Below are 22,687 nucleotides of genomic sequence, written 5' to 3' on the forward strand. Positions count from 1 at the left end.
ACCGAAAAGGGGTCGTCATGCAGGCCCCTCGGTGTCCATGGTGAAAACGGTGCGGCAGGCACTATTATCCTGTGGCCAGGCCCTGTCGAAATCGGAGAAAGCCGCCGGCTTGAGGGCGATCTGCAGCCCGGCCGTCGCGGCTGCTTGTAGCACCTCCTCAATGACGGCAATCAGCCGTGGCACAGAGACACTGCCGCCGCCGCTGCCCATCAGCTCGACGGCCTTGGCGCGCAGGACGGCCGCTGGCAGCATGATATCCCCCGCTGAGCTCGATCCGATCTGGACAAAGCGCATCGGAACCGCGTCAAAACCCTTGGTGGCTGCAGCCTGGAGGAGGCTTTCCGCGCTCGGGCCCCATAGGTAATCCAGCACGATGTCCACGCCCTTGGCGAACTCCTCGGCGAAGCGCTGCTCAAGATTGTCCATGTCTTCCCCGATTTGGATGGCCACATCTGCGCCAAGCGATCGTACTTCTTCAAGCGCTCCGGCATTCCTTCCGGTCGCAACAATACGGCCTGCACCCAGCAGCCGGGCGACCTGGACCGCAAGCCGACCGGAGGTGCCGGTAGCGCCGTTGATAAGGACAGTTTCGCCTCGTTTGATACGAGCTCGGTCAGTGAGGGCAGCCCAGGAGGACATGCCTGGATTTGCAATCGCTGCGGCGGTCAGATCATCAAGTTCTTCTGGCACCGGCACACAAAGACGCGCATCAACCACGGTAAAGTCGGCCATACTGCCATAGGGCCTGCGCGGCAGGGCAAAATACACCCGACTGCCATCTTCCAGCCGGCCCACACCGTCTATGCCGACGCCGAACGGAAACCGCCCGCTGTCAGTATAGTGCGCTCCCAAGGCTCGAGCTTTGGTAAGATGGCTGATAGCAGCGGCGCCTACCCGGATCAGCCTCTCACCTATTGCGGGTTTGGGGAGTGCGGTTTCTGCCAGGGCTGGGTCCTGTCCCGCCGCGGAAACGAGTGCGGCCCTCATCGCGAACCCTCCCCACAAAAAGAAAGTGCAATTCGACCCAGATACGCTTCAAGGCGCGCGACCCCGTCCGAGTTGAGCGGCAGGATTCCGGCAATGTACCCGTCCGGCCGAACCAGCACGCCTTCATCCGACTGCAATTGGTAGGCTTCGCCGACATGCCCGAACGCGTCGACGATGTCCCCCTTGCGGCCGAGACGATGGATCTGCAGGCCGGGCCGTGATGAGAAATCGGCTTGGCCATTGATAAGCAATGTCCAGTGGGGACCCCTGAACAACTGGAATAGCCGGCTTGGCTGGCCCGCCGCGCCGACGATCGGAGCATCCGGCGCACGATCTCCAGCCCGGAGCCCTACTCTTTCCCGCGATGCCATCGAAAGCGGCGATTCCGGATAACCGATGTCGAGCTGCCGAACCTCACGCCCTCGCTTTATCTCGCCCAGCCTGCTGGCATCAAGCAATCGGGTTGATAAACCGAGCATGGTCTCGGCCACGGGGCGGCGCTCGATCTCGTAACTGTTGAGTAGTGCATCGTGAGCGCCAGCCAGTATGGCAGCCAGCTTCCAACCGAGATTGTATGCATCCTGCACGCTGGTGTTCAGACCCTGCCCGCCGGTCGGCGGGTGGATGTGTGCGGCGTCGCCGACGAGGAAGACGCGGTCGACGCGGTAACGGTCAGCAAGTCGTGCATTCATCTGATAGACCGAAGCCCAGTTGACCGACTGGATCCCGATATCATGAGCATGCGTCCGTTCGGCGATCATCCGCTCGAGTCGCCCAGCGGAAAGATCAACCTCCCCTTCTTGCGGCACAGGAGCTTGAAGCTGAAACAGGTTAGTTCCCGCCAACGGGCAGATCGAGATCATCCGCTCCATGTTGCTGTCGTTAAACTGATGCCACCAGCCTTGATCGAGCCCGGTCAGGGTTACGTCGGCGACCAAGGCCCGCACACCGAGCGTTTTCCCGGGAAAGCCAACGCCGAGCGCTTTGCGAACGAAGCTACCTCCGCCGTCAGCTCCAAGGAGGTAACGTACGCGGACCGTCTCTTCTCCTCCCGGACCGGAAACTTGTGCTGTGACACCCTCCTGGTCTTGTTCGAAGCCGATCAACTCGCAGCCGAACTCCACATGACCACCCAGTTCGACAAGCCTCTGGCGCATGATGCGCTCGGTAAGAAACTGCGGGATCATGAGCGGAATGTGAAAAGGCTCTGCAGGCGTGGCTTCGGACCTCTTTCCGAGATCTTTCTCAACGAAGCTACCGTCTTCGCGATAGACGCGCATTAGCGGGTACTCGCCACCTGCTGCGACGACCTTGTCGATGATGCCAAGATCCTCAAAAACTTCCTGCGTGCGGGGCTGGATGCCCTTTCCGCGTGAGCCGTGGAAGGGAACGGGCATCTTCTCGATCAGTCGGAATGTGATGTTCCGCCGCGCCAGGTCGATAGCAAGCGTAAGGCCAGCCGCTCCCGCGCCGCAGATGAGCACATCTGCTGCAAAGTGATTTGTCATTTCTGTCTCCGTATGTGTATTATGCACATAACAGGAGATCTGAAATGCCGTCAAGAGAACCCGTGCAAAATACACATATAAGGCAGAAGATTCGCGAACTGCATGGCTCGCTCATCGACATCGTCACTCTGATGAACCGGCCACAACGCGACGAGGCGCTGGTGCGGGAGGCCGGGATTGCGCTTGATCGTGCCCTCTTCCCTCTACTGGTCGGGATCGAACGGCGCGGGCCAATCGGCATCGTCGATCTCGCTGCCGGCGTCGGGCGTGACTACACCACCGTCAGCCGCCAGGTGGCAAAGCTGGAAAGCCTTGGTCTGGCAGAACGCAGGCAGAGTGCGGCCGACCGTCGTGTCAACGAAGCCGTCATCACGGCCAAGGGAAAGGCGATGACGGACAACATTGATGCAGCGCGTGAAAGAATAGCTCTTGCCGTCTTCGCGACGTGGGAAGCAGACGAGGTTGACGATCTTGTGCGGTTGATGCGTAAATTTGCCGACGCCATGGGAGAGGTATCCGAAAATCCAGTTGCTCCCTGAGCGGGAGCTACGGAAGGATGGCGACTTATGCAAAGGCACAAAAGGCTTCCCGACGTCCACAATCGTACCGTTGAGCGGATTTCAACCGCCGGCCATCAGTAACTGCCTGCCGATGAATTCATCTCACGGGCAATTCAAGGCATTAGCCCCGCGGGCTGGTCCGCTTTGGGCCACGTAGCCTCCGGCGCTGCTTTGGCCCGAAGGCGGGCCACATCGCCTGATGCCTGATGTCCGCTATCGCAATTCGGCGCGCCAAGATCGACAGCCCGTTCACGGCCTCAGGTCTCCCCAAGCAAGCCGTTTCGGACCCATTCCCTACCTTTAAGAGCTGCCGTTCCCCACCAGAAAAAAGTGACGTCGCCGCAGGTGCTTTGCGCGATTTTGCGCTAAAACGATGCGAGGTCCCCTAAGCTTGGGCGTTCCTTGGAGCTCTGCAAAATGACGGTAGGGGCTTGTTGTCGATGACTCGAACGAACCGAAAACGAAGTCGCTTCCGGGCGCCAAAGCACTAGTCAGCACGTCAGCCTAACCCATCATTCCAGTTCGTGCGTCATGCTGCCGAACGAATGTCCGTCTCTGTGAAGTCGTTGCCCTTGAATAGCAACGGCTCGTCGAAATCCTTGGCGAGAGCGTAGGCAAAACAATCACCGAAATTCAGCCCAGCTCTATGCCTGCCCTTCCCAAAATCGAGAAAAGCCTGTCGGGCCAGATGGCCTTGCTCAACTGTCACAGGCTCGATGTCGATCGCTGCACGGCGAAAGAAGGCATCGGCCTGTCTCATGCCTTCCGGCCCGAGCTGCTTCTCAATCGCCATGGACAGTTCCAAATAGTTTGCCACGCTGATCCGGCCGGCTGCGGAATCATGAATTAGTCGCGTAAAGGCAGCAGCCTCCGGCTCGCCATAGAGGATCGCCACCATGGCGGATGTGTCGATAATCATTTCGGCAGGCCGTCCTCGTCATAGAGAAGCTCGGCGTGATCGGTATAAGGCCGACTTAGATGGGCTGCGGCCCTACGGGCGATGGTAAGAAGTTCTTCAACAGACGCCCTCCCTCTCTGTTTCTCAATCTGCGCGTAACGCTCACGCAGCGCATCGGTCACCACACGGCTCATACTCTGCCCAGTCGCACGGGCGATCGCCCGTGCGAGGCGATGCGCTTCGGGGTCTTTCACGTTCAGGCTCATATGGGGATTCCATTCTACCTAATTGGCTAACTTTCTACCATTCTACCTCACTGCCCCACAGTGTCAAAGACTACACCGCACTTAAGGCACTTCGGATTCTCGCTCCCGATGCCAAGGTTCAAAGTGTCTATCGAGCGATGAGGTTGCGGGTGTCATCGAGACGCTCTTCCAGATCAGGTCCAGGTTCTGTGTGCGGAGCTGCCGCCAGACGAATGTCTCCAAGGCTATCATCGTCATGCTGACACACCCGAGGAACGTCACGATCCGCGACATGATCGTCTTGCCGACCAATTTCGACGTCAGGTGCAAGGCTCGTTGCTAAGACCCAATCATTGGACCGGCGGGTGGCGTAATGCTGGACAAGTCGGCCATTGGGAAGGATCTCCTGTACGGGGCCGGCTTCGGTCGCCCCGACCCTCCCCTACTTGCTTGGCACCGACGATTTTTTCTCGGGCAGTTGCTGCGTCGCAAGTGCGGAGTTTCTGCGATAGCTGCAATGTCGGGTATCTGCGCTCAGGCGACGCGAAATGCTCCTCGGGCCATGGCCGTTCTGAAATCTGGATCCGGGGTCTTCTATGATCGACCTGGAGGCGCAGAACTGCTTTCTGCCGAGGCACGGCCCCGCTGTAGCGCGAGGCACATTTTCATATCTCTGTATGCGAACGGGCCGATAGCTGACTGTCCGCTTGTTGGATTTTCAGCAGGAGAAGCGGACATTGGCGTAAGGTCGAGATGTCATCTCGCACGCTCGATGGGACCGGCTCCGCTACCGAGGCCAATTGGGCCGCGGCCTTCAACAAGAGCGTACTAAGCCGTCACTATGATCGTGGAGCCGGGGCGGACACGATCGTGGAGGTCGATGATGTCCTGATGCAGGAGGCGGACACACCCTGAAGAAATCGCTTTGCCGATCGTGTGCACCTCCCCTGTGCCGTGGAGACGATAAAGCGTGTCACGGTTGCCTTGGTGAATATAGAGCGCCCTCGCTCCCAAAGGATTGCTGATGCCGGGCGGTTGCCCATTTCTCCATTTTTCCAGTTGCGGCTGGCGAGCGATCATGTCCGCCGGAGGCGTCCAGACCGGCCATTCGCGCTTGTAGGCAATGTGCGCCCGACCTGACCAGTCGAAGCCACTCCTGCCTATACCGACGCCGTAGCGAACGGCGGTGCCTCCTTCCTGGACGTGATAGAGGTAGCGCTCGGTGGTGTTGACGATGACGGTGCCGGGCTTCTCCGCGGTTGAGTAGTCAACGATCTGTCGATGAAAGCGCGGCTCCAGCTTGGTAAGGTCCACCGCCGGGATCGGGAACCGTTCTTCGGGCATGGCCCGGTACATCAGGAGAGCGCTCTCCGAGATCGATTGCATCGGAGGTTCTGCCGGCACGGAGGGCGGTGATGCGATGACCGGCGCGGGAGACTGTGTGGCACAGCCTGTCGCCAATGCCGTCACCGTGACCCCGAGGGAAGAGAGAAACGCGCGGCGACATAGGATCGGATTGGAAAGTGTCATTGCTGGTCCTGTAGAAGAGACGTTGTTGGCGAAGTGACGAAGCTCTGCGACAGCAGCGTCACTGTGGGCGCGCCGTGTCATCGGCAACACCTCCCTCATGCTCCAGACAAGGGAAGAGAGGTCGTCGCGCCTGCGAGCTACGAGTATGTAAGATGATCAGGATATGTAGTTCATATCAGGCCCTCAGAGTTGGCAGCATGCAAGGCATGCAGGCCCCCTCTGTCATCGGCCTGAGAGTTTGATCACCGCCGATACGCAGCAGTGACTTACACCTTCGGCGGGAGCGACTGCTCCACTTTCCAGAGTTCTTCCCCAGCGAACGGTCCCTGTGCCTGAGAGTTTCCGGGGCGGTTGCTCCTTCGGCGGCCGCCACGGCGACGCTCTCCCACTCGCTGTCTGCACCAGGAAGTCTCATGGAGGTGTTCCCCATGAAGCACGACGCGGCGCGACCTCATTAAGCATTAAGTAAGCAGTTAATGCAACATCAATTGCATTAACTGTCGCGGATGACCTTGAACTCGGATCTTGGGAGGCTCCGAAAGCGCGACGCGGGACGCATTGGAGACGCGGATGGCAACGATCTCTCACATTTTCAGGCGTAGAAGCCGATCGCACCTGCGCATGGAGGCCAGTGGTTGCCGTGAGGCTCCTATTATTCTTGGCAGGGCCAAACGACGGGTTCGGATGGGCAAGCATCGGCTTGGCCTGATCATGCTTTCGTTCACCATTGTCTATCTGGGGCTAGGAGCCCGGCTCGTTCAATATGGTCTTGCCACTCCCGAAATCACCAATTCCATCAACGCCATCCCGCCTCCCGCGGCTCGCCCTGACATCATCGATCGGAATGGAGAGCTTCTTGCAACCGACCTCAACATGATGTCGCTCTATGCCGAGCCGATCAGGATCGTGGATGCCGACGAGGTGGTAGAAAAGCTTGCGACCGTGATTCCCGACCTCGACTGGGGCACCACCCATCGGAAGCTTCGCTCCAAGTCAGCCTTTCAATGGCTCAAACGTCAGCTCACTCCCCGGCAGCAGGCGGATATCTTGGCGCTTGGCTTACCGGGGATAGGGTTCCGCCCCGAGAAGCGCCGCTTCTACCCAGGAGGCGCTACTGCCTCGCACATTCTCGGCCACGTCAACGTCGACAACCGCGGGCTAGCAGGCATGGAGCGCTACATTGATCGTCAGGGTCTGGCCGACCTGATGACGGTAGGCATGACCGGCAACACACCACTCGAACCGGTTCGGCTCTCCATCGACCTTCGCGTCCAGAGCATTGTTCGCAGCGTCATCGAAAAGGCGATGCATTCCTACCATGCGGAAGCCGCCGGCGCGGTTGTCCTTGACGTCCATACGGGAGAAATCCTGGCAATGGCATCGGTCCCGGACTACGATCCCAACCAGCCATCCAGGATGCTGCCAGACGGCAGCATAGACACGGAGTACGAGAAGGGCTGGTTCAACAGGATGAGCAATGCGACCTTCGAAATGGGGTCGACCATCAAGAGCTTCACGATCGCCATGGGGCTAGACAGCGGTAAGATCGTCCTCGATTCCGTCGTGGATGCGTCGCGCCCGATCAGGATGGGCGGCTTTACCATCAACGATTTTCACGGCCGCCACCGGCCCCTCACGGTCCCGGAAGTGTTCCGCTATTCTTCCAACATTGCTACCGTGAAAATTGCCGAAATGGTCGGAATTGAGGGACACAAGGAATTCCTGACCCGATTGGGGCTCTTGTCTCGGCTGGAGACGGAACTGCCCGAGATTGCCACCCCGACTCAACCACCCACGTGGAAGAGGATCCATTCGGCGACCATCTCCTACGGTCATGGGATGGCGACGACACCATTACAGACGGCCGTTGCCGCGGCCGCGCTGGTAAATGGCGGAAAGCTCATCCAGCCAACATTCCTGGCGCGGAATGATGAGGAAGCAGCTCCGGCTTCAGTTCAAGTCCTGGATGAGAAGGCCAGTGCGGATATGCGCCACCTCTTCGATTGGAACGGCAAGACAGGATCTGGCCGGAGCGCGGATGTGCCGGGATTTCATGTCGGTGGCAAGACCGGGACGGCAGACAAGGTAGTCAACGGTCGTTACGCGACTGACCTGAACTTCAACGCCTTCCTCGGCAGCTTTCCCATGCATGATCCCCGCTACGTTGTGCTGTCGATCATCGACGCTCCCCTGACGGGTGAATCGGGCCGTCGCTTGGCTGCCTACACGGCAGCCCCCATGATCAAGGAGATCGTCAGTCGTGCCGCACCATTGCTCGGCGTCAAGCCTTACTTCGGACCGGGTCAATCCGGTCTGCTGATCGGTTACTGAGCACCATCTTCGTAGATGACATAGTCCTTGATGGAGGCCTGAGCACCAAAGGGCTGCATGATCATCGGCGACTGCAGCGCGTGGTGGACCAGTTCGGCCTGATATTGGTTGGAGATCGTCTGTCCGGCGAAGAATATCCGATAGATGACAGGGGCAACGAGTAGATCCATGAGGCGGTCGGGCATCGGCGGCGGCTCACCCCGGCCCTCGCATCGGCCGCACAGCAAAACCAGGTTCTGGAACGCATAGCCGGCCGCGACCCGCGCCGCACGCACATCCGTCATCCGTTCACGCAGGAGAGCATTACCGGGCCCGGAGGAAAGATCGTCCACCAACTGCTCAAGCCAGACCGTCAGATCACCTTCCAGCGTCCCCGTGTCGGCGGGCAGCGTGTCCGGCAGAAAGCGCTCGCTGGCGACATCTGCAAGGAGTTGCTGGAGTGTCTGCCATCGTCGATAAATCGTCGAAGGGGGCACCTGCGCCCGCGCCGCGATCATCGCCACTGTCAGGTGCTGATCGGGCAGTTCCTCCGTCAACTCCTGGACCGCCTTGTGTACGGCAAGCTGAATGCGTTCGCTTCGACCGCCGGGCCGGATCAATGTTCGCGCCACCAGAATCCCCTTTCTTGTTGACGGCAACTAGCACACGCTCAAGGCCCCCGAAAGAATAGGTCTTCCGAACTTCGGAAGCTGCGCCCTCGCGGCTCAGTAGTCGGCGTCACCGTAGATGAACTTCGGCAGGCTCCAGTGGAAGCGGATTGCGGCAAGTCTCACGAGAAGTCCAATCGAGCTCCCCCCCAGAAGGGCAAGACCTTCGCCGACGCCCGATGTCATCAAGGCGAGATAGGTCAAGGCGACGAGCACAGAAACAGTTGCATAAAGCTCAGCGCGAAAGAGCAGCGGCACCTGGGCACACAGTACGTCTCGCAAGACACCGCCCACACAACCGGTGATGACACCAGACGCAACCACTACGACCAACGGAAGACCGAGGCCGTCGGCAATACGGCAGCCGATGATGGTAAACACAACGAGCCCTATCGCATCCAGGAAGAGGAACAGGTGACGCAGTCGGGGCATCATCCGAGCAATGGCGATAGTAGCAAGTGCTGCTCCACCAGTGACGAAGAGGAGGTAGGGCCGCTCCACCCATGACAGCGGGTGATGATCAAGCACGATGTCCCGCACTGACCCACCCCCAAGCGCTGTTACGCTGCCAAGTACGCAGACGCCCAGCCAGTCCATCTGCCTGCGACCGGCCGCGATGGCTGCGGTCATTGCTTCAACGACTATGGCGACGAGATAAAGAGCATTGATGACTGTCTCGACTGAGATACTGTACACGTCAAACCCAACTGTTGGAGCGCACGTTCCTCCACCATGCGTGCCCAGATTGATACACTAGCGTCCCGGATAGCAGCGGGGAACAGAAAGCGAAAGCTCGTTCGCAGCGATGCAGGCGAACGCGTTGCCCATCATCCCGCCACAGAGTGCCAATGTTAGTGGCTGATGGGCGCGGAGGGCCATTCGGTCCTGATCGCCGGTGTCTTCCCCATCACCTCATTCGCAAAAGCCTTCGATCGCCAGGCACCTGGCGGGCGCAAGATAATCCTGAGTTTCTGATCCTGCAAACATGGAGGCAAAAGCCCCACAGCCTGAGCCAGTTCAAACCATCGGCTCCGCTGTCCGTCTGTGGCGGGCTGCTTGCAACCAGCCTTTCCCGGACCCGCATCTAATCAATATACTGATCAGCGAGCGTTTGCTGGTGCTGCACCAGCTTCCAAACCCCACCCACAGCACAATACGTGGAGGTGCAGAAACAGCGATAGGGGTCTGATCCCTCGCGCTGACCCTCGGCGGTGTAACCTAAAACAAAAACACTGCCCGCCCGACTTGTCTGGCGATCCATCATCGTCACTGATACCCACCGGGGAGCGACTTTGAGACCTTCAAGGACATCCGCGATCTGTAGCACTCCCATTCCTGGGAAAGCCATCAAACAGGAGTGGTCTACAATTTCGGCGTAAGCGGACGCCCCCTCCAGCCACAAGCGTTCTTCCCTTTTCCAGAAGGTCTCGTTGTTCATAGTAGTAAACCTACGTTTCTAGCTTCCAAAGCGGAGCGGCTGCTGGCTAGGCAATGAGAGGCTGGGCTACTTGTGTGGCGAGAGTTCGAAGCTCTACGTGACCCTTAGATCTCAACCGATTTCGTATCGGTAGACGCTCGGACACGTCCCCAGCACCCCTTCATCTCGAGTGGCTTTGAGAAGCCGAAACTATGACTGAACTAGCCCGAACCAGCCAACAGCTCACTGTCGAGGTGCAGCATCCCGTAAGGCCAACGCCTGAGCCACTGTATCGGCGATCGACGGTGCGTTTGTACTGAACTATGCGTACCGAGAACTCTATAAGGCCAGCTCACCCCGAAGCGACTCGAGGCGCTCCATCGCAACGACACCGTCCTTTATCGTTGGCGCCGGCGTCTCGTCTCCCATAAGGGCCGGGACGACGTCGGCGAGCAGCGAGTGATAGCCCTTTGGATCCTCGTTGGCCGCCGCCGTGAAATTTGGTTTCCAGATGAGCGTGTCGGCAGCATCGTCAAGCGTGGCAGCGGGATCATCGACCTTGAAGGGCGGGTTACGGTTCCAGCGCACTTCGATGACGTTGTCGACCTCTATACGCTGATGATCGCCCATGATCTCAATGCGCTCGACGGGAGCACCGCGCGATTGGGCTGTCCCCATTGCTATGGTGCCGATGGCACCGCATTCGAAATCGAAGTTCACATGGAAGAGCACCTTGCCCCTGTCCTTTTCGACCTTGCGGGCTGTCAGCTTGGTGACCGGTGACACAAGGAAGGAAACCAGGTCCATGTAGTGGACGCAATGATGCAGGAAGAAACCGGTATAGTCGACATTGCCGGCAAAATAGCCCGGGGCAGTCATGTAGTAGCCAGTAAGGCCGTAGATTTCGCCAAAATGACCCGAGCGCAGGATATTGGCCGCGATCTTGTTTCCGGCCGAGTAACGCTTCATGAAGCCCAGAAGCAGCGGCTTGCCGGTTTTTTCCGAGGCGGCAAGCAGTTCGCGCGCACCTGCGGCGCTTCCGGATGGCGGCTTCTCCATGAAGACCGGGAGCCCCCGCTGCAGAGCCATCTTGCCGAACTGGAGATGCTGGTCCGGGCCAACGGCCATACCAACCGCGTCGATATCCGAGCGATGTATCAACTCCTCCGCATCGTTTGTAAGGTTCCTCACACCGAACTGCCGTCCCGCAGATGCCAGACGTTGGCCGTCAATGTCGCAAAGCGCAGCAATTTGAACGTCGTGGCGAACGAGCTGCGGAAGCAGCATCTGGCTTGCGTGGACGCCGCAGCCAATCCAACCAATCTTCAGGGTCATCGACGATATTCCGTAAGCAGGATGTGGGACTTGATGAATTGCGCACTGGCGGCGAGACGCTCGTTCTCGTCCTCGTGTGGCGCGCGCCACTGAGCGAAGGGAACGCCGAAGCGGTCGTCGTCGCGCCGGAAGGGTTCGAGCGATATTGGGCCGCCATAGCCGATGTCATGGAGCGCCCGGAATACCTCGACCCAATCCGTTGCGCCGGTACCGGGAAAGCCACGATGGTTCTCGTTGGCCTGGAAGTGGACGACGCGCTTTCCGCCCAGCCGGATCGCCTCGGCAATGGAGGCTTCTTCCATGTGCATGTGGAACGTGTCGAGCATGAGCTGGACGGCTGGGTGATCCACCGCGTCGAGCAGTTCGATTGCCTGCTGCGTCGTGCAAAGCACATCGCTCTCGAAGCGATTAAGGGGTTCGACCGCCAGTACCACGTCACGGCTGGCGGCATGATCTCCAGCCTCCTTCAGACCGGCGACGCAGCGGGCCTTTCGCGCCTGCCGCTCCTGCTCGCTCACCGGCTGCGGTGGCCGTCCGGCAAAGACGAGGGGATTTCCGGTAAGCGGACCGCCGACGATCGTGGAGCCGAGAGCCGCGGCACAATCGACCGCATACTTCAGGTAGTCGATGCCGGCGCGGTGCGCAGACGGCTCATCTGACGACAGGTTGCGCTGCAGGTTGACGCGCGCGGCGAGCACGACACCAAGCTGCGCTTCCTCCAGCGCTTGGCGAGCCTCCTTGAGGTTGAGCTCACCCGGCTCCGGGACAAGAAGCTCGACGAAATCATAGCCGAGCCTACGCATCTCGGAGAACAGTGGGAAATGCTCTGCCGTGAATGGGCGCGCGTACTGCATGGAGATCAACCCGACAGGGTTCATTATCTTTCCTCTTTCATTTGGATCAGCCCTTCACTGCGCCCTGCGTCATTCCGCCAATCAGTCGACGCTGCACAAGAAGGAAAAGAATGGTAGCCGGCATGGCACCAACGACGGCACCCGCAGCAAGCAGGCCCCACTCGATCTGGTACTCTCCAATGAGGGTCTGTATCGCAACGGTAACTGGACGAACGTTTCGTCCGCCGAGAGTCAGCGCATAGAGATACTCATTCCAAGCGGTAATGAAGATGTAGATGCCCGTGGAGATGATCCCAGGTAGCATCAACGGTAGAACAATCCGCCTGAGCGCCGTCAGCCGCGAACAGCCGTCGACCATCGCAGCCTCGTCCAGGCTCTTTGGAATGGCGCCGACATAGCTCGTAAGCATCCAAACCGCGAAGGGGATGGCAACGGTCGCATTGGCTAGGATCAGACCGAAATGGGTGTCGAGCAAGCCGACCTTCCGCATCAGCACAAAGAGGGGCAGGATCAGCAGCACGATCGGGAACATGTTGATCAGCAGAAACTGCAGCATGAGGAGCTTGCGCCCGGTGAAGCGGAAGCGCGAAAAGGCGTAGGCGGCCGTGACAGCGACAGCCAGTCCAAGTGCCATGGTACCGCAAGCAATGATCAGGCTGTCGAGCATGTTGCCGAGGAAGGAAGTCTGCTGCAGCAGGCGGATATAATTGTCGAGGCTCCAGCCTGCAGGGGAAATTGAAACGCCCGTTGCGTTCAGCGCGTCGGTCGGTGTCAGAGACGTCAGTACCATCCAGGCGAAGGGCGCCATTGCAAAAAGCACAATAATCAAAACCGGCAAGTCTGTTGTAATGATACGGCGGTAGGTGGAGGGCTTGTTCATCGTTCCACCTCGCGCATTGTACGAGCTAGATAAAGGGCAACGACTGCACCAAGGAGGATGGTGAAAGTAACCGCAATGGTCGTGCCATAGCCGAAGTCCAGGTTCTGGCGGGCACGCACGAAGGCGTAGAGCGGCAGCGTATGGGTGACATAACCCGGCCCGCCGCCCGTCATCACGAAAATAACGTCCATGGAATTGGCGACCCAGATGACCCGGAGCAGGCCGGCCGTCGCCAGAACCGGAGCGATACCCGGCAAAGTGATGTGCACGAACTGTCGCCAGGTCGAAGCCCCGTCGATGGAAGCTGCCTCGTAGTGGCTCTTCGGAATCCCCTGCAGCCCGGCAAGGATCATGACTGCAAAGAAGGGGAAGCCCTGCCAGGTCAGTGTCGCAATGATCGCATAGAGAGCAAGATCTGGATCGGCCAGCCATGGCACGGCAGACTGCACGACCGACAGATAGATCAGGATGTCGTTCAGCACACCCGTATTCGGGTCGTAGATCCAGCGCCACATCAGGGCGATCACCACGCTCGGCAGCGCCCAGGGAATGATGATCAGTCCGCGCGCCAGGCCGCGCCACGGGAACTCCCGATTCAGCAAGAGCGCGGTCATAAGACCGAGGCCCATCTGCAGCGGCACGGTCAGGCCGATCCAGATGACGGTATTGCCAAGCGCGGTCCAGAAGACCGGATCGGCAAACAGCTTCACATAGTTGCCAAACCCGACGAAGCGGCTGGCATTGGGCTTCCAGAGGATGAGATCATAGAAGCTGGTGACAAGCGCCTGCACCATCGGAAAGAAGACAATGAATACGGTGACGAGGACCGCGGGTGCCAGCAGCATGTATGGCATCAGGCGGACACCCCAAGGTATCGGGATGGTCGCAGCGGTCGATGGTGAGGCGGTCGTCGCGGTCATTCGGTCGTTCCCGGCCGTTGTCATCAAAGATCCCATCCGCCCTGATGTTCGGGCCGGGCGGATGGGAGAGGCCAAGGGGCGCAACGCGCCCTCTTGTGGGAGGTTACTGCTGCGCGAAGAGCGCCTCGAGCTGCTGCATCATCTGCTCGGAGGTGATCTGGCCGGTTAGAGCCTGCTGCATCGCCGTCTGCCAGGCTGTGTTCACGAACTCCGACGTTGCAGTGTTCTGCGGCAGTACTTTAGCGAAGGGTAGCGATTGCACGGTCGCATCGACGAACCGGCGCTCATGCAGCGTCCAGTTTTCCGATCCGCTTTTGGTGACAGTCATCTGGCCCGTTGCCTTGTTGAACGCGACGTTGTTGTCGCCCTCTGCAAGGAAGGAGATCCACTTCCAGGCTGCATCCTTGACCTGCGAAGAGGAGAAGATAGCCAGGGACTCGTCGCCATAGGACGTCCAGCGTCCGCCACCGCACTCGGGAACGGGCACAGCCGAAACCTTGTCGCCGAGCGCCTTGACCATGTCATTGGACGAGCCAATGTGATGGATGGTCATTGCCGTCGTACCGTTCTTGAAGGCGCCGGTGATTTCCTGAAAGCCGTCATTTGGTGCGGACGGAGGGATAACCTTGTCCTTCTGGAAGAGGTCGATCAACCATTGATTGGCAGCAATCGCTTCAGGCGTGGTCAAGCCGCCCGGCTCCAGCTTTGCGCCTTGCGACAGGACGAAGGCTCCCCACTGGTCCCAGCCGCCCTTCCCGCCACGCAGGCCAAAGCCGTAGGTCTCCGGCGCTTTGGTCAGTTTGATTGCGGCATCCCGGAACTCGTCGCACGTCGCCGGCGGCTCCAAGCCTGCCTGTTCGAACAGGTCTGCCCGGTAGTAGAGATAGAGCACGACGTACTGAATCGGCAGATAGTACTGCTGACCATCCGGTCCCTTGTTGATCTCCAGCAGGTTGTCGAGAAGGTCTGCCTTTCCCGACCAGGCCTCGACCTGCTCGCCGATGGGCTCTAGCGCTCCCATCTCGATGAGGCGCGGCTGCGCGAACAGCTTCACCATGGCCGCATCAGGTGCATTTCCACCGACCAGGGCTGTGTAAAGATTATCGTAATAGCTGTTCCATGGAACGTTTTCAGCTTCGATCTCGATGCCTGGATTGGCAGCCTCGAACTTGGCTACCAGGTCGTTCATCGGGTTTTCCGGATTATCGAAATGATACCAGAACCGGACGGTTTCCGCGGATGCGGTGCTTGCAAGCAGCGCGGTCGCAAGGGCCGCGCCGGCGGCCAGTTTCTTCAGCACTTTCATTTTCTCCTCCTCTGAAAATCAAGGTCGGGTTCCGGCGACCATGTCCTTTGCCGCCTTCCCTGCCGCCGCCAGCGCCTCCCGCGCGGCGGCAAGATCGATCGTGTTCTGCAAAAAGCCGTGGGTGACACCAGGGATGACCGTCAGCGCGTCGCTGCGCCCGAGACCCTTGAGGCGCTCGTGCAACAGGATACTGTCCGAAAGCAGCGGATCCACACCCGCGGCCATCAGATGGAGTGGCGGCAGCGCCTTCAGTGCCTCTTTCGAAGCGGCCAGTGGACACGCCAGCGGATCGGTCGAGACATCGCGGCCACCGACATACCAGGTCCAGTAGCGCTGCATCTTGGCAGTCGTCAGTCCCGGGCCATGTTCGAAATCACGGTACGACTGCGTGTGGAAGGACGCCGCATAGGTTCCGTAGAACAGCAAGGCGCCCGCCACGGCGGCGCTTGATCGAGGTTGCTCGTGCAGTAACGCCGCGAGCGCAAGATTCGCTCCTGCGGAGTCGCCTGCCATAACGACTGGACCTTCCTCAACGCCGAGGGCACCTGCTGCGGCGAAGGCCGCTCGCAAGGTGGCGACCACGTCCATCAATCCCGCAGGATAGGGATGCTCGGGTGAAAGTCGATAGTCCGGCAGCAGGACCGGCAGGCCTGACTCGACCGCTAGTACGCGCGCGCATCGCTCGTGCGTCTCAGGACTACAGAATGCAAACCCGCCGCCATGCACGAAGATCACCGCGCCCGGCCGATGCCCCGGCGGCACCAGAACCTTCAGGCGAACGCCCGCCGAGCCGAGGCTTTTATCCGCATCGACCCAGGCGTCACCAGCGGCGGCCATCTCCGGCAGATCGACATTCCAACGGCGATTGCCCTCAAGCGTGACCGCCCTTCCCTCTGACGGGGTTAGCAGCGTCGGATCAGGTTGCGGACCCACTTCCCGTTCGACGCGCTCAAGGAGCCGTGCCATTTCGCCAGAAAGCAGAGTAATGTCGGGCGCTGCGGTCATTGACGCTCATCCGGGAAAACGTCAGGGCCAAGGTCAACGATCGTCGCGATGTGGTGACGCAGCGCCTCTGACGCCATCGCCACATTTCGCGCCTCGACAGCGTCGATGATCAAGGCATGCCGCTGTGCTGTTGCGACAAGATCGCGTGGGCTGGTACTGCGTGAAATCTTGAAGCGGTGATTGTGCACCAGGCAGCGGTGCAGGATCGGGTCGAGCGCGGGAAGCTGCGCGTCCTGAAACAGCCGACGGTGAAAATCCCGATCGAGCGAGGCCAGTTCCAGCTCGTCGCCAGCCGTCGCCGCCTCCAGCATCTTGTCAAACAGGGTTTTCAAGTCGGCAGTCAGCGTGCGTGTGGGCATCTGCAATGCTCGCACGATGCCATTGCACTCGATCTGCTGGCGCACCCGGAACATTTCCACCGCTTCGGCTTCCGTGCATTCGGAGACCTGCGTACCGCGATGGCCCTGCCGTCGAACAAGCCCTTCCTCCTGCAATTGCAGCAGCGCTTCGCGCACGGTTCCCTGACTGCAGGAAAAATGGGCTGCAAGATCCAGCTCGGTCAGAGCGGTTCCAGCCGGAAGTACCCCGAGCATGATGTCCCGCTTGAGCGCGCTGAAGGCCGCGGCCGATTTTGCCGGCTTAGCCTCACGTGCATGCGATTGGGCAGAAAAATAGGTCATTTGCGTCCGCAGAGTTGCCAATCAACTTTCCTCTCATTATTGATATTGATATCGATAATGAAGGTCAAGGGCGGATGAGACCTTGCGAAGGAGCATATCGTGACTGCAATCAGCTTGAGGGAGATACGGAAATCCTACGGATCGCTGCAGGTCATCCACGACATCGACATTGAAATCGAGAGCGGCGAGTTTCTTGTTCTGGTAGGTCCCTCCGGCTGCGGAAAATCCACATTGCTTCGAATGATCGCGGGACTTGAGGAAATCTCCGGAGGCCGCCTCGAGATCGGCGGCAAGCTGGTCAACGCCCTGCCGCCGTCCCAAAGGGACATTGCAATGGTGTTCCAGGACTATGCGCTCTATCCGCACATGACCGTGCTGGAGAACATGGCATTCGGGCTGAAGATGCGCGGTACAAACCAGGCCGTCATCCAGCAGCGCGTCGCGCAGGCGGCCGATGTCCTTCGGATCCGGCCGTTTCTTAACCGACGGCCTGCCCAGCTTTCCGGCGGCCAACGCCAGCGCGTCGCCATGGGCCGCGCCATCGTGAGGGAGCCTTCCGCATTCCTATTCGACGAGCCACTTTCAAATCTCGACGCCGCATTGCGGGTCGAAATGCGCCTAGAGATCGCAAAGCTCCACAATCGCATGAAGGCGACCACAGTCTATGTCACTCACGACCAGGTCGAGGCGATGACGCTTGCGGATCGAATTGTGGTTCTGAATACCGGGCGCATAGAACAGATCGGTCCTCCGCTGGAGCTTTACCACCGTCCCGCCAGCCTCTTTGTAGCCCGCTTCATCGGCAGCCCGACAATGAACACTCTCCCCGCGGAGCTCGTCATCCAGGGCGGCGAAGTCGCCATACGCCTAAAGGACCGGACCATCGCGCTAAAGGGTGCGGCCGACCAGAACTTGCGAGCCGGGGCGGTAACCGTCGGGATCAGACCTGAGGATCTGGCCGTCTGCAATCCAGAAGAAGCCTGGTTCGGCGGGAAACTCGCCGTGGCGGAGCGACTGGGTACCCAGACTTACGGCTATCTTGAGACTGGCGACGCCCGCATGCTCACGGTGGAGTTTTCTCGTGACGCCGCAATCAACGTAGGCGATCTGATCCACGTGCGCCCCAACATGGACGCTATTCATGTATTCGAGGAAGCTTCGGGTCGAAGGTTGAACTAACGGCCGACGAGCCGCTGAAAACGTAGACGGGGTCTGATTTCCACTGCAAGAGTTCCGGAGGCATTTCCTCGACCTTGACCTGGCCTTTACGTCTACGGTGATCTTCATTCGCGAAGCTTCAATTTGCTGGAAGCTCTCCAGTTCTCTGGATGGGGCGCAGCATGGTAATTCAAGACCCGGGCAGCATGAGCCTTGAAGGGCGCTGGCGAGATATTTCGGTTCTTCTGGACGTTAAACTACGATACTATCTGCATCGCATAGCTGGTTTCCTTCGGAGCTCTCAGCCGAGGTAAGTCGTAAGGTGCTCTAATGCTTTTTCAACGCCTGACCCGCGCTGTTAAAGCAGTGAATGCTGCCTTTGTCGGCTCTTAGACCAACTCTCGCATCCGGGGCGATCTCAGTTGCATCTGCGACAACCAGGCAGGTTTCTCCGCTATCGAGCGCGATGTGAAGCAGCGATGATGCACCCGTATATTCGCTTACGAGGACCGTGCCCACCAACTCACCTTCAGCCGATGGCACGACCGACAAATGCTCCGGGCGTATGCCGATCTGGGCTGTACCGCTCGGACCTGTCCCAAGTCCCGCCGCTGATGCAGCTGGGAGGATGTTCATCTTGGGGCTACCGATAAATTGTGCAACGAACACATTGTCTGGCCGTTCATACAGCTCGCGTGGGCTGCCTATTTGCTCGATAAAGCCGTCCCGCAGAACGACGATCTTGTCCGCAAGCGTCATTGCCTCGACCTGGTCATGAGTGACATAGATCATCGTATTCCCGAGCCGCTTGTGCAGGGCGGCGATCTCGGAGCGCATGTGAACACGCAGTTCCGCGTCGAGGTTGGAAAGCGGCTCGTCGAACAGGAAAACATCCGGATACCCGACAATCGCGCGCCCAATAGCGACACGCTGCCTTTGTCCGCCGGACAGTTCGCGCGGGAAGCGGTCAAGTAAGCTTTCCAACCTAAGAAGCGCCGCCGCCTCGGCCACACGTCGCCCTCGTTCGGCCACAGCAACTTTGCGAACCTTCAGGCCAAAGCCCATATTCTCCCGCACCGTCAGGTGTGGGTACAAAGCATAGGACTGGAAAACCATGGCGACGCCGCGTTTGGCCGGCTGAACCTCATTGACGATGCGGTCTCCGATACGCAATTCGCCGCTGGTGACGTCCTCAAGCCCGGAGATCATACGTAGAAGCGTCGACTTCCCGCAACCGGATGGACCGACGAACACGACGAACTCTCCGTCGGAGACGTCGAGGTCGACGCCGCGGATCACATCTACGGTACCAAAGCGCTTCTTAAGATTGCGAAGAGTGAGGCTGGACATGGCTATTCCGTGATTGACTGTTAGCCCTTGACGCCCGAAAGCGCGAAGCTCTCGATGATCTGGCGCTGGGCGATCAAGTAGACGATGAGGATTGGACCGACAGCAAGCGTGGTGGCAGCAAGTTGCAGGTGCCACAGCGGCGAGCCATATGGGTCGGTGAAGTTCGACAGCGCCAACGGGAGCGTGAACTTTTCGAGTGACGAGATGAAGATCAGCGGCTCGAGGAAGAGGTTCCAGGAATTGAGGAAGGTAATGATGGCGACTGCGGCCAGCGCCGGACGCGACATCGGCAGCGCGATACGCCACCACACACCCAGGCGCGACAGACCGTCCATCTTGCCTGCTTCTTCCAGCTCTTTGGGGAGAGCGAGGAAATACTGGCGCATCAAGAATGTACCAACGATCCCCTGAGGACCGAATACAGGCAGCAGGATGAGCGGCCAGTGTGTGTCGCTGAGGCCCAACCAACGGATCAGGAAGAAGTTCGGAATGATCGTAACTTCCTCCGGCACCATCAGTGCAGACACGAGGAAAAGCCCCACAAGCGCAGCGCCAGCGAAGCGGAGGCGGGCAAGCGCATAGCCGGCAAGAGACGAGATGAACAGCGTCAGGACCGTGACGGCAACAGCGATGTATAGCGAGTTGAAATACTGCCTGGCGAAGGGCTGGTAGCTGAAGACCTCCAGGTAATTGCTCCAGCGCAGCTCAGTCGGGATCAGGCTGGGCTGTCCGAAAATCTCCGACGGTCCTTTGAGCCCTGCCGAGATCATCCAAAGGAACGGAAAGACGAAAGGGATCGCCACGACACCAAGAGAGAGCGTCCAGCAGATCTGCTTGATCACCTTGAGGCGAGGTTGCGAGAGGAGGTTGGTCATGTATCCCTCCGACGCAGCGCGAGCTGCGTGATGGTAAGCCCCATTACGATCACAAACATGATCATTGCGAGCGCGGATGCATAGCCAACATCAAAGAACTGGAACCCTTGCTGATAGATATAGAAGGCGAGAACAAGCGTGCCGTTCTCGGGTCCACCACCGGTCATGAGATAGATATGATCAAAGACCTTGAACGAGCCGATGGTGGTGATGACCATGATGACGAGTGTCGTGGGACCCAACAATGGCCAGGTGATCATACGAAAGATCTGCCAGCTGGACGCCCCTTCCAGGCGTGCCGCCGCTTCGTAATCTCGCGGGATCGCCTGAAGGGCGGCGATGTAAAGGATCATGTTGAGCCCGACCATCTTGATCACCCGCGTGATGATGACTGCAACCATGGCCCAGTCCGGTTCGCGCAGCCAGTTCGGTCCGTGGATACCGACCTGAGCCAGCAATTGGTTCACGAAGCCAGCGTCGCCCTGAAGCAGGAACTTCCACACAATGGCCCAGGCAACCGCAGAGGTCACCACCGGCGCGAAAAACACTGTCCGGAAGAAGATGACGCCACGGAAAGGTCTCGACAGGGCGAGTGCAAGTGCCAGAGCCATGCCCATGTTGAGCGGCACAAGGCCAATCGCGAAGATGATGGAATTGCGAACCACCTTCCAGAAGTCCGCATTGCGGACAAGCGCGTCCTGGTAGTTGTCAAGGCCGACGAAGACTGACTGCTGAGACAGCAGGTTCCACTCGGTCAACGAATACCACACCACGGCGACCAAAGGGCCAACAAAGAAGATAAGGAAGCCGGCAAGCGTTGGGCTGATGAAGAGCCATGCCTCCATGGTCTCGCGCATCTTCAGCGTGAGCCATGGGACAGTCTTGTCTTGCCCCCCGGTGTGCCGTGCCAGCTTCCTAGCCACTGGACCACCCTCCTATAGCAGCGGCTGGATTGCTGCACAGACGGCCTTGAGCGAGGCCTCGACATCGGCGTCCGCCCGCCACAGTGCATCGACGCGCGGTTTCATCGCAGCAAGGATCTGGGGACTGCGTTCATGGCTGGGAAGAACCTTGCCCTTGGTGATCGCATCTTTGACCACCTCCATCTGTTCCGTCGGGATCAGCTTGTTGGATTCTGTGAATGCTTCACTTGAGAGCACGCTCTTGCGGGCCGGCGGGAAGAACTGCGCCATCTTTGCGACATTGCTCTCGCTCGTCATATGACGAACGAACGCCGCTGCGAGTTCTTTCTGGTCGCCCGCCGTGAACACGACAATGCCAGCCTGCCCAATAACAGGTGACTCTCCACCTGGGCCCGACGGAAGCGGTGCGATCCCCCAGCCAAACCCCGCGTCCTTCATCAACGACGCGCGGGAAATCTGGTTGACCGTCATCGCCGAGCTACCGGAAAAGAAGTCACCATTTTCCCCCGGTGGCACGATGGACTTGTCCTTGAACACCATGTCGTGCAGCTGCTTGACAGCGGCGACCGCTTCCGGCTTGTCGAACCCACATTCCTGGTTGGCCCAGACATCGCCGCCATAGGCGCGGATCGGCGGCATCAGCGCGTGCATGATGCGGGTCTCATAACCTTGACCATCCTTGAACTCGAAACCCCATTTGCCCGTAGCGTCGGTCAAGGTTTTCGCCACCTCCTGGAACTTCTCCATGTTCCACTCACCCTTTGCGGCAAGTGAGAACGGATCTTCCAGACCCGCCTGGTCGAACAGGTCCTTGTTGTAGAAGATGACGAAGGGCGAAGTGGAGAACGGCACCCCCCACACCTTGCCGTCACCGCTCCAGAGCCCCCTAGCTGGCTCGGAGAAGTCGGGAAGGTCATAGCCGTCGTCGGCATTTAAGGTCGGAGCGAGGTCTTCAAGCACTCCGGCACCCACAAAGGTTGGGGCTGCATCCTCCATCATCCACCCTGCATCCGGAGGATTGCCGCCCGCCAGCTGGAACGTCAGCTTCTGCGTATAGTCGCCGGCGGGGATAGTCTCAAATCTCACCGTCACATCTGGATGAGATTCCTTGAAGCTGTCAGCCATGCCATTGAGCAGCGCAAGGTGGGCTTCATTTCCCGTCCACACCGTGAAGCGGAGTTCGGCTGCTGCAAGCGCCGACGACATCATTCCTAACGCCATCGTCGACAGGGTTATGCTGCTTATGATCGATTTCATGATTTCTCCTCCCATGGTTAC

The 22,687-nt window shown here is 59.2% G+C and carries 22 protein-coding genes and 1 riboswitch; of the genes, 3 read left to right on the forward strand and 19 right to left on the reverse strand.

The features are described 5' to 3' along the window. Window positions 1-15 precede the first annotated feature (15 nt). Together RTCK_RS09045 and RTCK_RS09050 are read right to left on the reverse strand one after the other, a co-directional pair. The gene (locus RTCK_RS09045; protein WP_142523173.1) at window positions 16-987 is read right to left on the reverse strand and encodes a quinone oxidoreductase family protein; all 972 of its coding nucleotides are present in this window, start codon (window positions 985-987) and stop codon (window positions 16-18) included. Further along, on the reverse strand, window positions 984-2,495 hold the full coding sequence (locus tag RTCK_RS09050) for an FAD-dependent oxidoreductase (RefSeq protein WP_142592565.1): 1,512 nt from the start codon (window positions 2,493-2,495) through the stop codon (window positions 984-986). Before RTCK_RS09050 ends, RTCK_RS09045 begins: the two co-directional genes overlap by 4 nt. A 44-nt stretch (window positions 2,496-2,539) precedes the next feature. On the opposite strand from RTCK_RS09050, the gene RTCK_RS09055 reads away from it, so the two are divergent. After that, on the forward strand, window positions 2,540-3,034 hold the full coding sequence (locus RTCK_RS09055; protein ID WP_142592566.1) for a MarR family winged helix-turn-helix transcriptional regulator: 495 nt from the start codon (window positions 2,540-2,542) through the stop codon (window positions 3,032-3,034). A 550-nt stretch (window positions 3,035-3,584) separates the two neighbouring features. Here the strand turns inward: RTCK_RS09055 and RTCK_RS09060 are convergent. From RTCK_RS09060 to RTCK_RS09070, 3 genes are all read right to left on the reverse strand, one after another. Beyond that, window positions 3,585-3,974 (reverse strand): type II toxin-antitoxin system VapC family toxin, encoded by a 390-nt coding sequence (locus RTCK_RS09060; RefSeq protein WP_142592567.1) that lies wholly within the window; start codon window positions 3,972-3,974, stop codon window positions 3,585-3,587. Beyond that, window positions 3,971-4,219 (reverse strand): type II toxin-antitoxin system VapB family antitoxin, encoded by a 249-nt coding sequence (locus tag RTCK_RS09065; protein ID WP_142592568.1) that lies wholly within the window; start codon window positions 4,217-4,219, stop codon window positions 3,971-3,973. Before RTCK_RS09065 ends, RTCK_RS09060 begins: the two co-directional genes overlap by 4 nt. Before the next feature lie 807 nt (window positions 4,220-5,026). Next, complete coding sequence (locus tag RTCK_RS09070; protein ID WP_235988631.1) at window positions 5,027-5,584, reverse strand: L,D-transpeptidase; 558 nt, start codon at window positions 5,582-5,584, stop codon at window positions 5,027-5,029. Between the two features lie 454 nt (window positions 5,585-6,038). Beyond that, window positions 6,039-6,126, reverse strand: a riboswitch (glycine riboswitch). A gap of 172 nt (window positions 6,127-6,298) precedes the next feature. On the opposite strand from RTCK_RS09070, the gene RTCK_RS09075 reads away from it, so the two are divergent. Continuing rightward, complete coding sequence (locus tag RTCK_RS09075) at window positions 6,299-8,059, forward strand: peptidoglycan D,D-transpeptidase FtsI family protein (protein WP_142592671.1); 1,761 nt, start codon at window positions 6,299-6,301, stop codon at window positions 8,057-8,059. On the opposite strand, the gene RTCK_RS09080 is transcribed toward RTCK_RS09075, so the two are convergent. From RTCK_RS09080 to RTCK_RS09125, 10 genes are all read right to left on the reverse strand, one after another. Continuing rightward, a complete protein-coding gene (locus tag RTCK_RS09080) occupies window positions 8,053-8,595 on the reverse strand; it encodes a TetR/AcrR family transcriptional regulator (RefSeq protein ID WP_211181447.1) in 543 nt (180 codons plus the stop codon). The genes RTCK_RS09075 and RTCK_RS09080 overlap by 7 nt on opposite strands. Window positions 8,596-8,763: 168 nt before the next feature. After that, window positions 8,764-9,336, reverse strand: coding sequence for a trimeric intracellular cation channel family protein (locus RTCK_RS09085; protein WP_408004519.1), 573 nt, complete (start codon window positions 9,334-9,336; stop codon window positions 8,764-8,766). A 454-nt stretch (window positions 9,337-9,790) separates the two neighbouring features. Further along, on the reverse strand, window positions 9,791-10,144 hold the full coding sequence (locus RTCK_RS09090) for a DUF4440 domain-containing protein (RefSeq protein ID WP_142523166.1): 354 nt from the start codon (window positions 10,142-10,144) through the stop codon (window positions 9,791-9,793). Window positions 10,145-10,462: 318 nt separating this feature from the next. Beyond that, window positions 10,463-11,458, reverse strand: a complete 996-nt coding sequence (locus RTCK_RS09095; RefSeq protein WP_142523165.1) for a Gfo/Idh/MocA family protein — start codon at window positions 11,456-11,458, stop codon at window positions 10,463-10,465. Beyond that, a complete protein-coding gene (locus RTCK_RS09100) occupies window positions 11,455-12,336 on the reverse strand; it encodes a sugar phosphate isomerase/epimerase family protein (protein WP_142523164.1) in 882 nt (293 codons plus the stop codon). Before RTCK_RS09100 ends, RTCK_RS09095 begins: the two co-directional genes overlap by 4 nt. A gap of 22 nt (window positions 12,337-12,358) precedes the next feature. Next, window positions 12,359-13,192: a carbohydrate ABC transporter permease gene (locus tag RTCK_RS09105; protein WP_142592569.1), complete on the reverse strand. Its 834-nt coding sequence runs from the start codon at window positions 13,190-13,192 to the stop codon at window positions 12,359-12,361. Beyond that, complete coding sequence (locus RTCK_RS09110) at window positions 13,189-14,112, reverse strand: carbohydrate ABC transporter permease (RefSeq protein ID WP_142592570.1); 924 nt, start codon at window positions 14,110-14,112, stop codon at window positions 13,189-13,191. Before RTCK_RS09110 ends, RTCK_RS09105 begins: the two co-directional genes overlap by 4 nt. 103 nt (window positions 14,113-14,215) lie before the next feature. Further along, the gene (locus RTCK_RS09115) at window positions 14,216-15,418 is read right to left on the reverse strand and encodes an ABC transporter substrate-binding protein (RefSeq protein ID WP_142592571.1); all 1,203 of its coding nucleotides are present in this window, start codon (window positions 15,416-15,418) and stop codon (window positions 14,216-14,218) included. A gap of 18 nt (window positions 15,419-15,436) precedes the next feature. Continuing rightward, on the reverse strand, window positions 15,437-16,423 hold the full coding sequence (locus tag RTCK_RS09120; RefSeq protein WP_142592572.1) for an alpha/beta hydrolase: 987 nt from the start codon (window positions 16,421-16,423) through the stop codon (window positions 15,437-15,439). Further along, complete coding sequence (locus RTCK_RS09125) at window positions 16,420-17,124, reverse strand: GntR family transcriptional regulator (RefSeq protein WP_235988632.1); 705 nt, start codon at window positions 17,122-17,124, stop codon at window positions 16,420-16,422. Before RTCK_RS09125 ends, RTCK_RS09120 begins: the two co-directional genes overlap by 4 nt. A gap of 78 nt (window positions 17,125-17,202) precedes the next feature. On the opposite strand from RTCK_RS09125, the gene RTCK_RS09130 reads away from it, so the two are divergent. Next, on the forward strand, window positions 17,203-18,282 hold the full coding sequence (locus tag RTCK_RS09130) for an ABC transporter ATP-binding protein (RefSeq protein WP_142592574.1): 1,080 nt from the start codon (window positions 17,203-17,205) through the stop codon (window positions 18,280-18,282). Between the two features lie 306 nt (window positions 18,283-18,588). On the opposite strand, the gene RTCK_RS09135 is transcribed toward RTCK_RS09130, so the two are convergent. The 4 genes from RTCK_RS09135 to RTCK_RS09150 all read right to left on the reverse strand — a co-directional run bounded on the left by RTCK_RS09135 (window position 18,589) and on the right by RTCK_RS09150 (window position 22,666). Continuing rightward, window positions 18,589-19,611, reverse strand: a complete 1,023-nt coding sequence (locus tag RTCK_RS09135; protein WP_142523158.1) for an ABC transporter ATP-binding protein — start codon at window positions 19,609-19,611, stop codon at window positions 18,589-18,591. A gap of 20 nt (window positions 19,612-19,631) precedes the next feature. Next, entirely contained in the window at window positions 19,632-20,486 is an 855-nt protein-coding gene (locus RTCK_RS09140) for a carbohydrate ABC transporter permease (RefSeq protein ID WP_142523157.1), read from the reverse strand. Then, window positions 20,483-21,343, reverse strand: a complete 861-nt coding sequence (locus tag RTCK_RS09145; protein WP_142523156.1) for a carbohydrate ABC transporter permease — start codon at window positions 21,341-21,343, stop codon at window positions 20,483-20,485. Before RTCK_RS09145 ends, RTCK_RS09140 begins: the two co-directional genes overlap by 4 nt. 78 nt (window positions 21,344-21,421) lie before the next feature. Then, the gene (locus RTCK_RS09150; RefSeq protein WP_142592575.1) at window positions 21,422-22,666 is read right to left on the reverse strand and encodes an ABC transporter substrate-binding protein; all 1,245 of its coding nucleotides are present in this window, start codon (window positions 22,664-22,666) and stop codon (window positions 21,422-21,424) included. Between the last annotated feature and the right edge of the window lie 21 nt (window positions 22,667-22,687).

The sequence above is a fragment of the Pseudorhizobium endolithicum genome, from assembly GCF_902153245.2.
Classification (GTDB): Bacteria; Pseudomonadota; Alphaproteobacteria; order Rhizobiales; family Rhizobiaceae; genus Neorhizobium; species Neorhizobium endolithicum.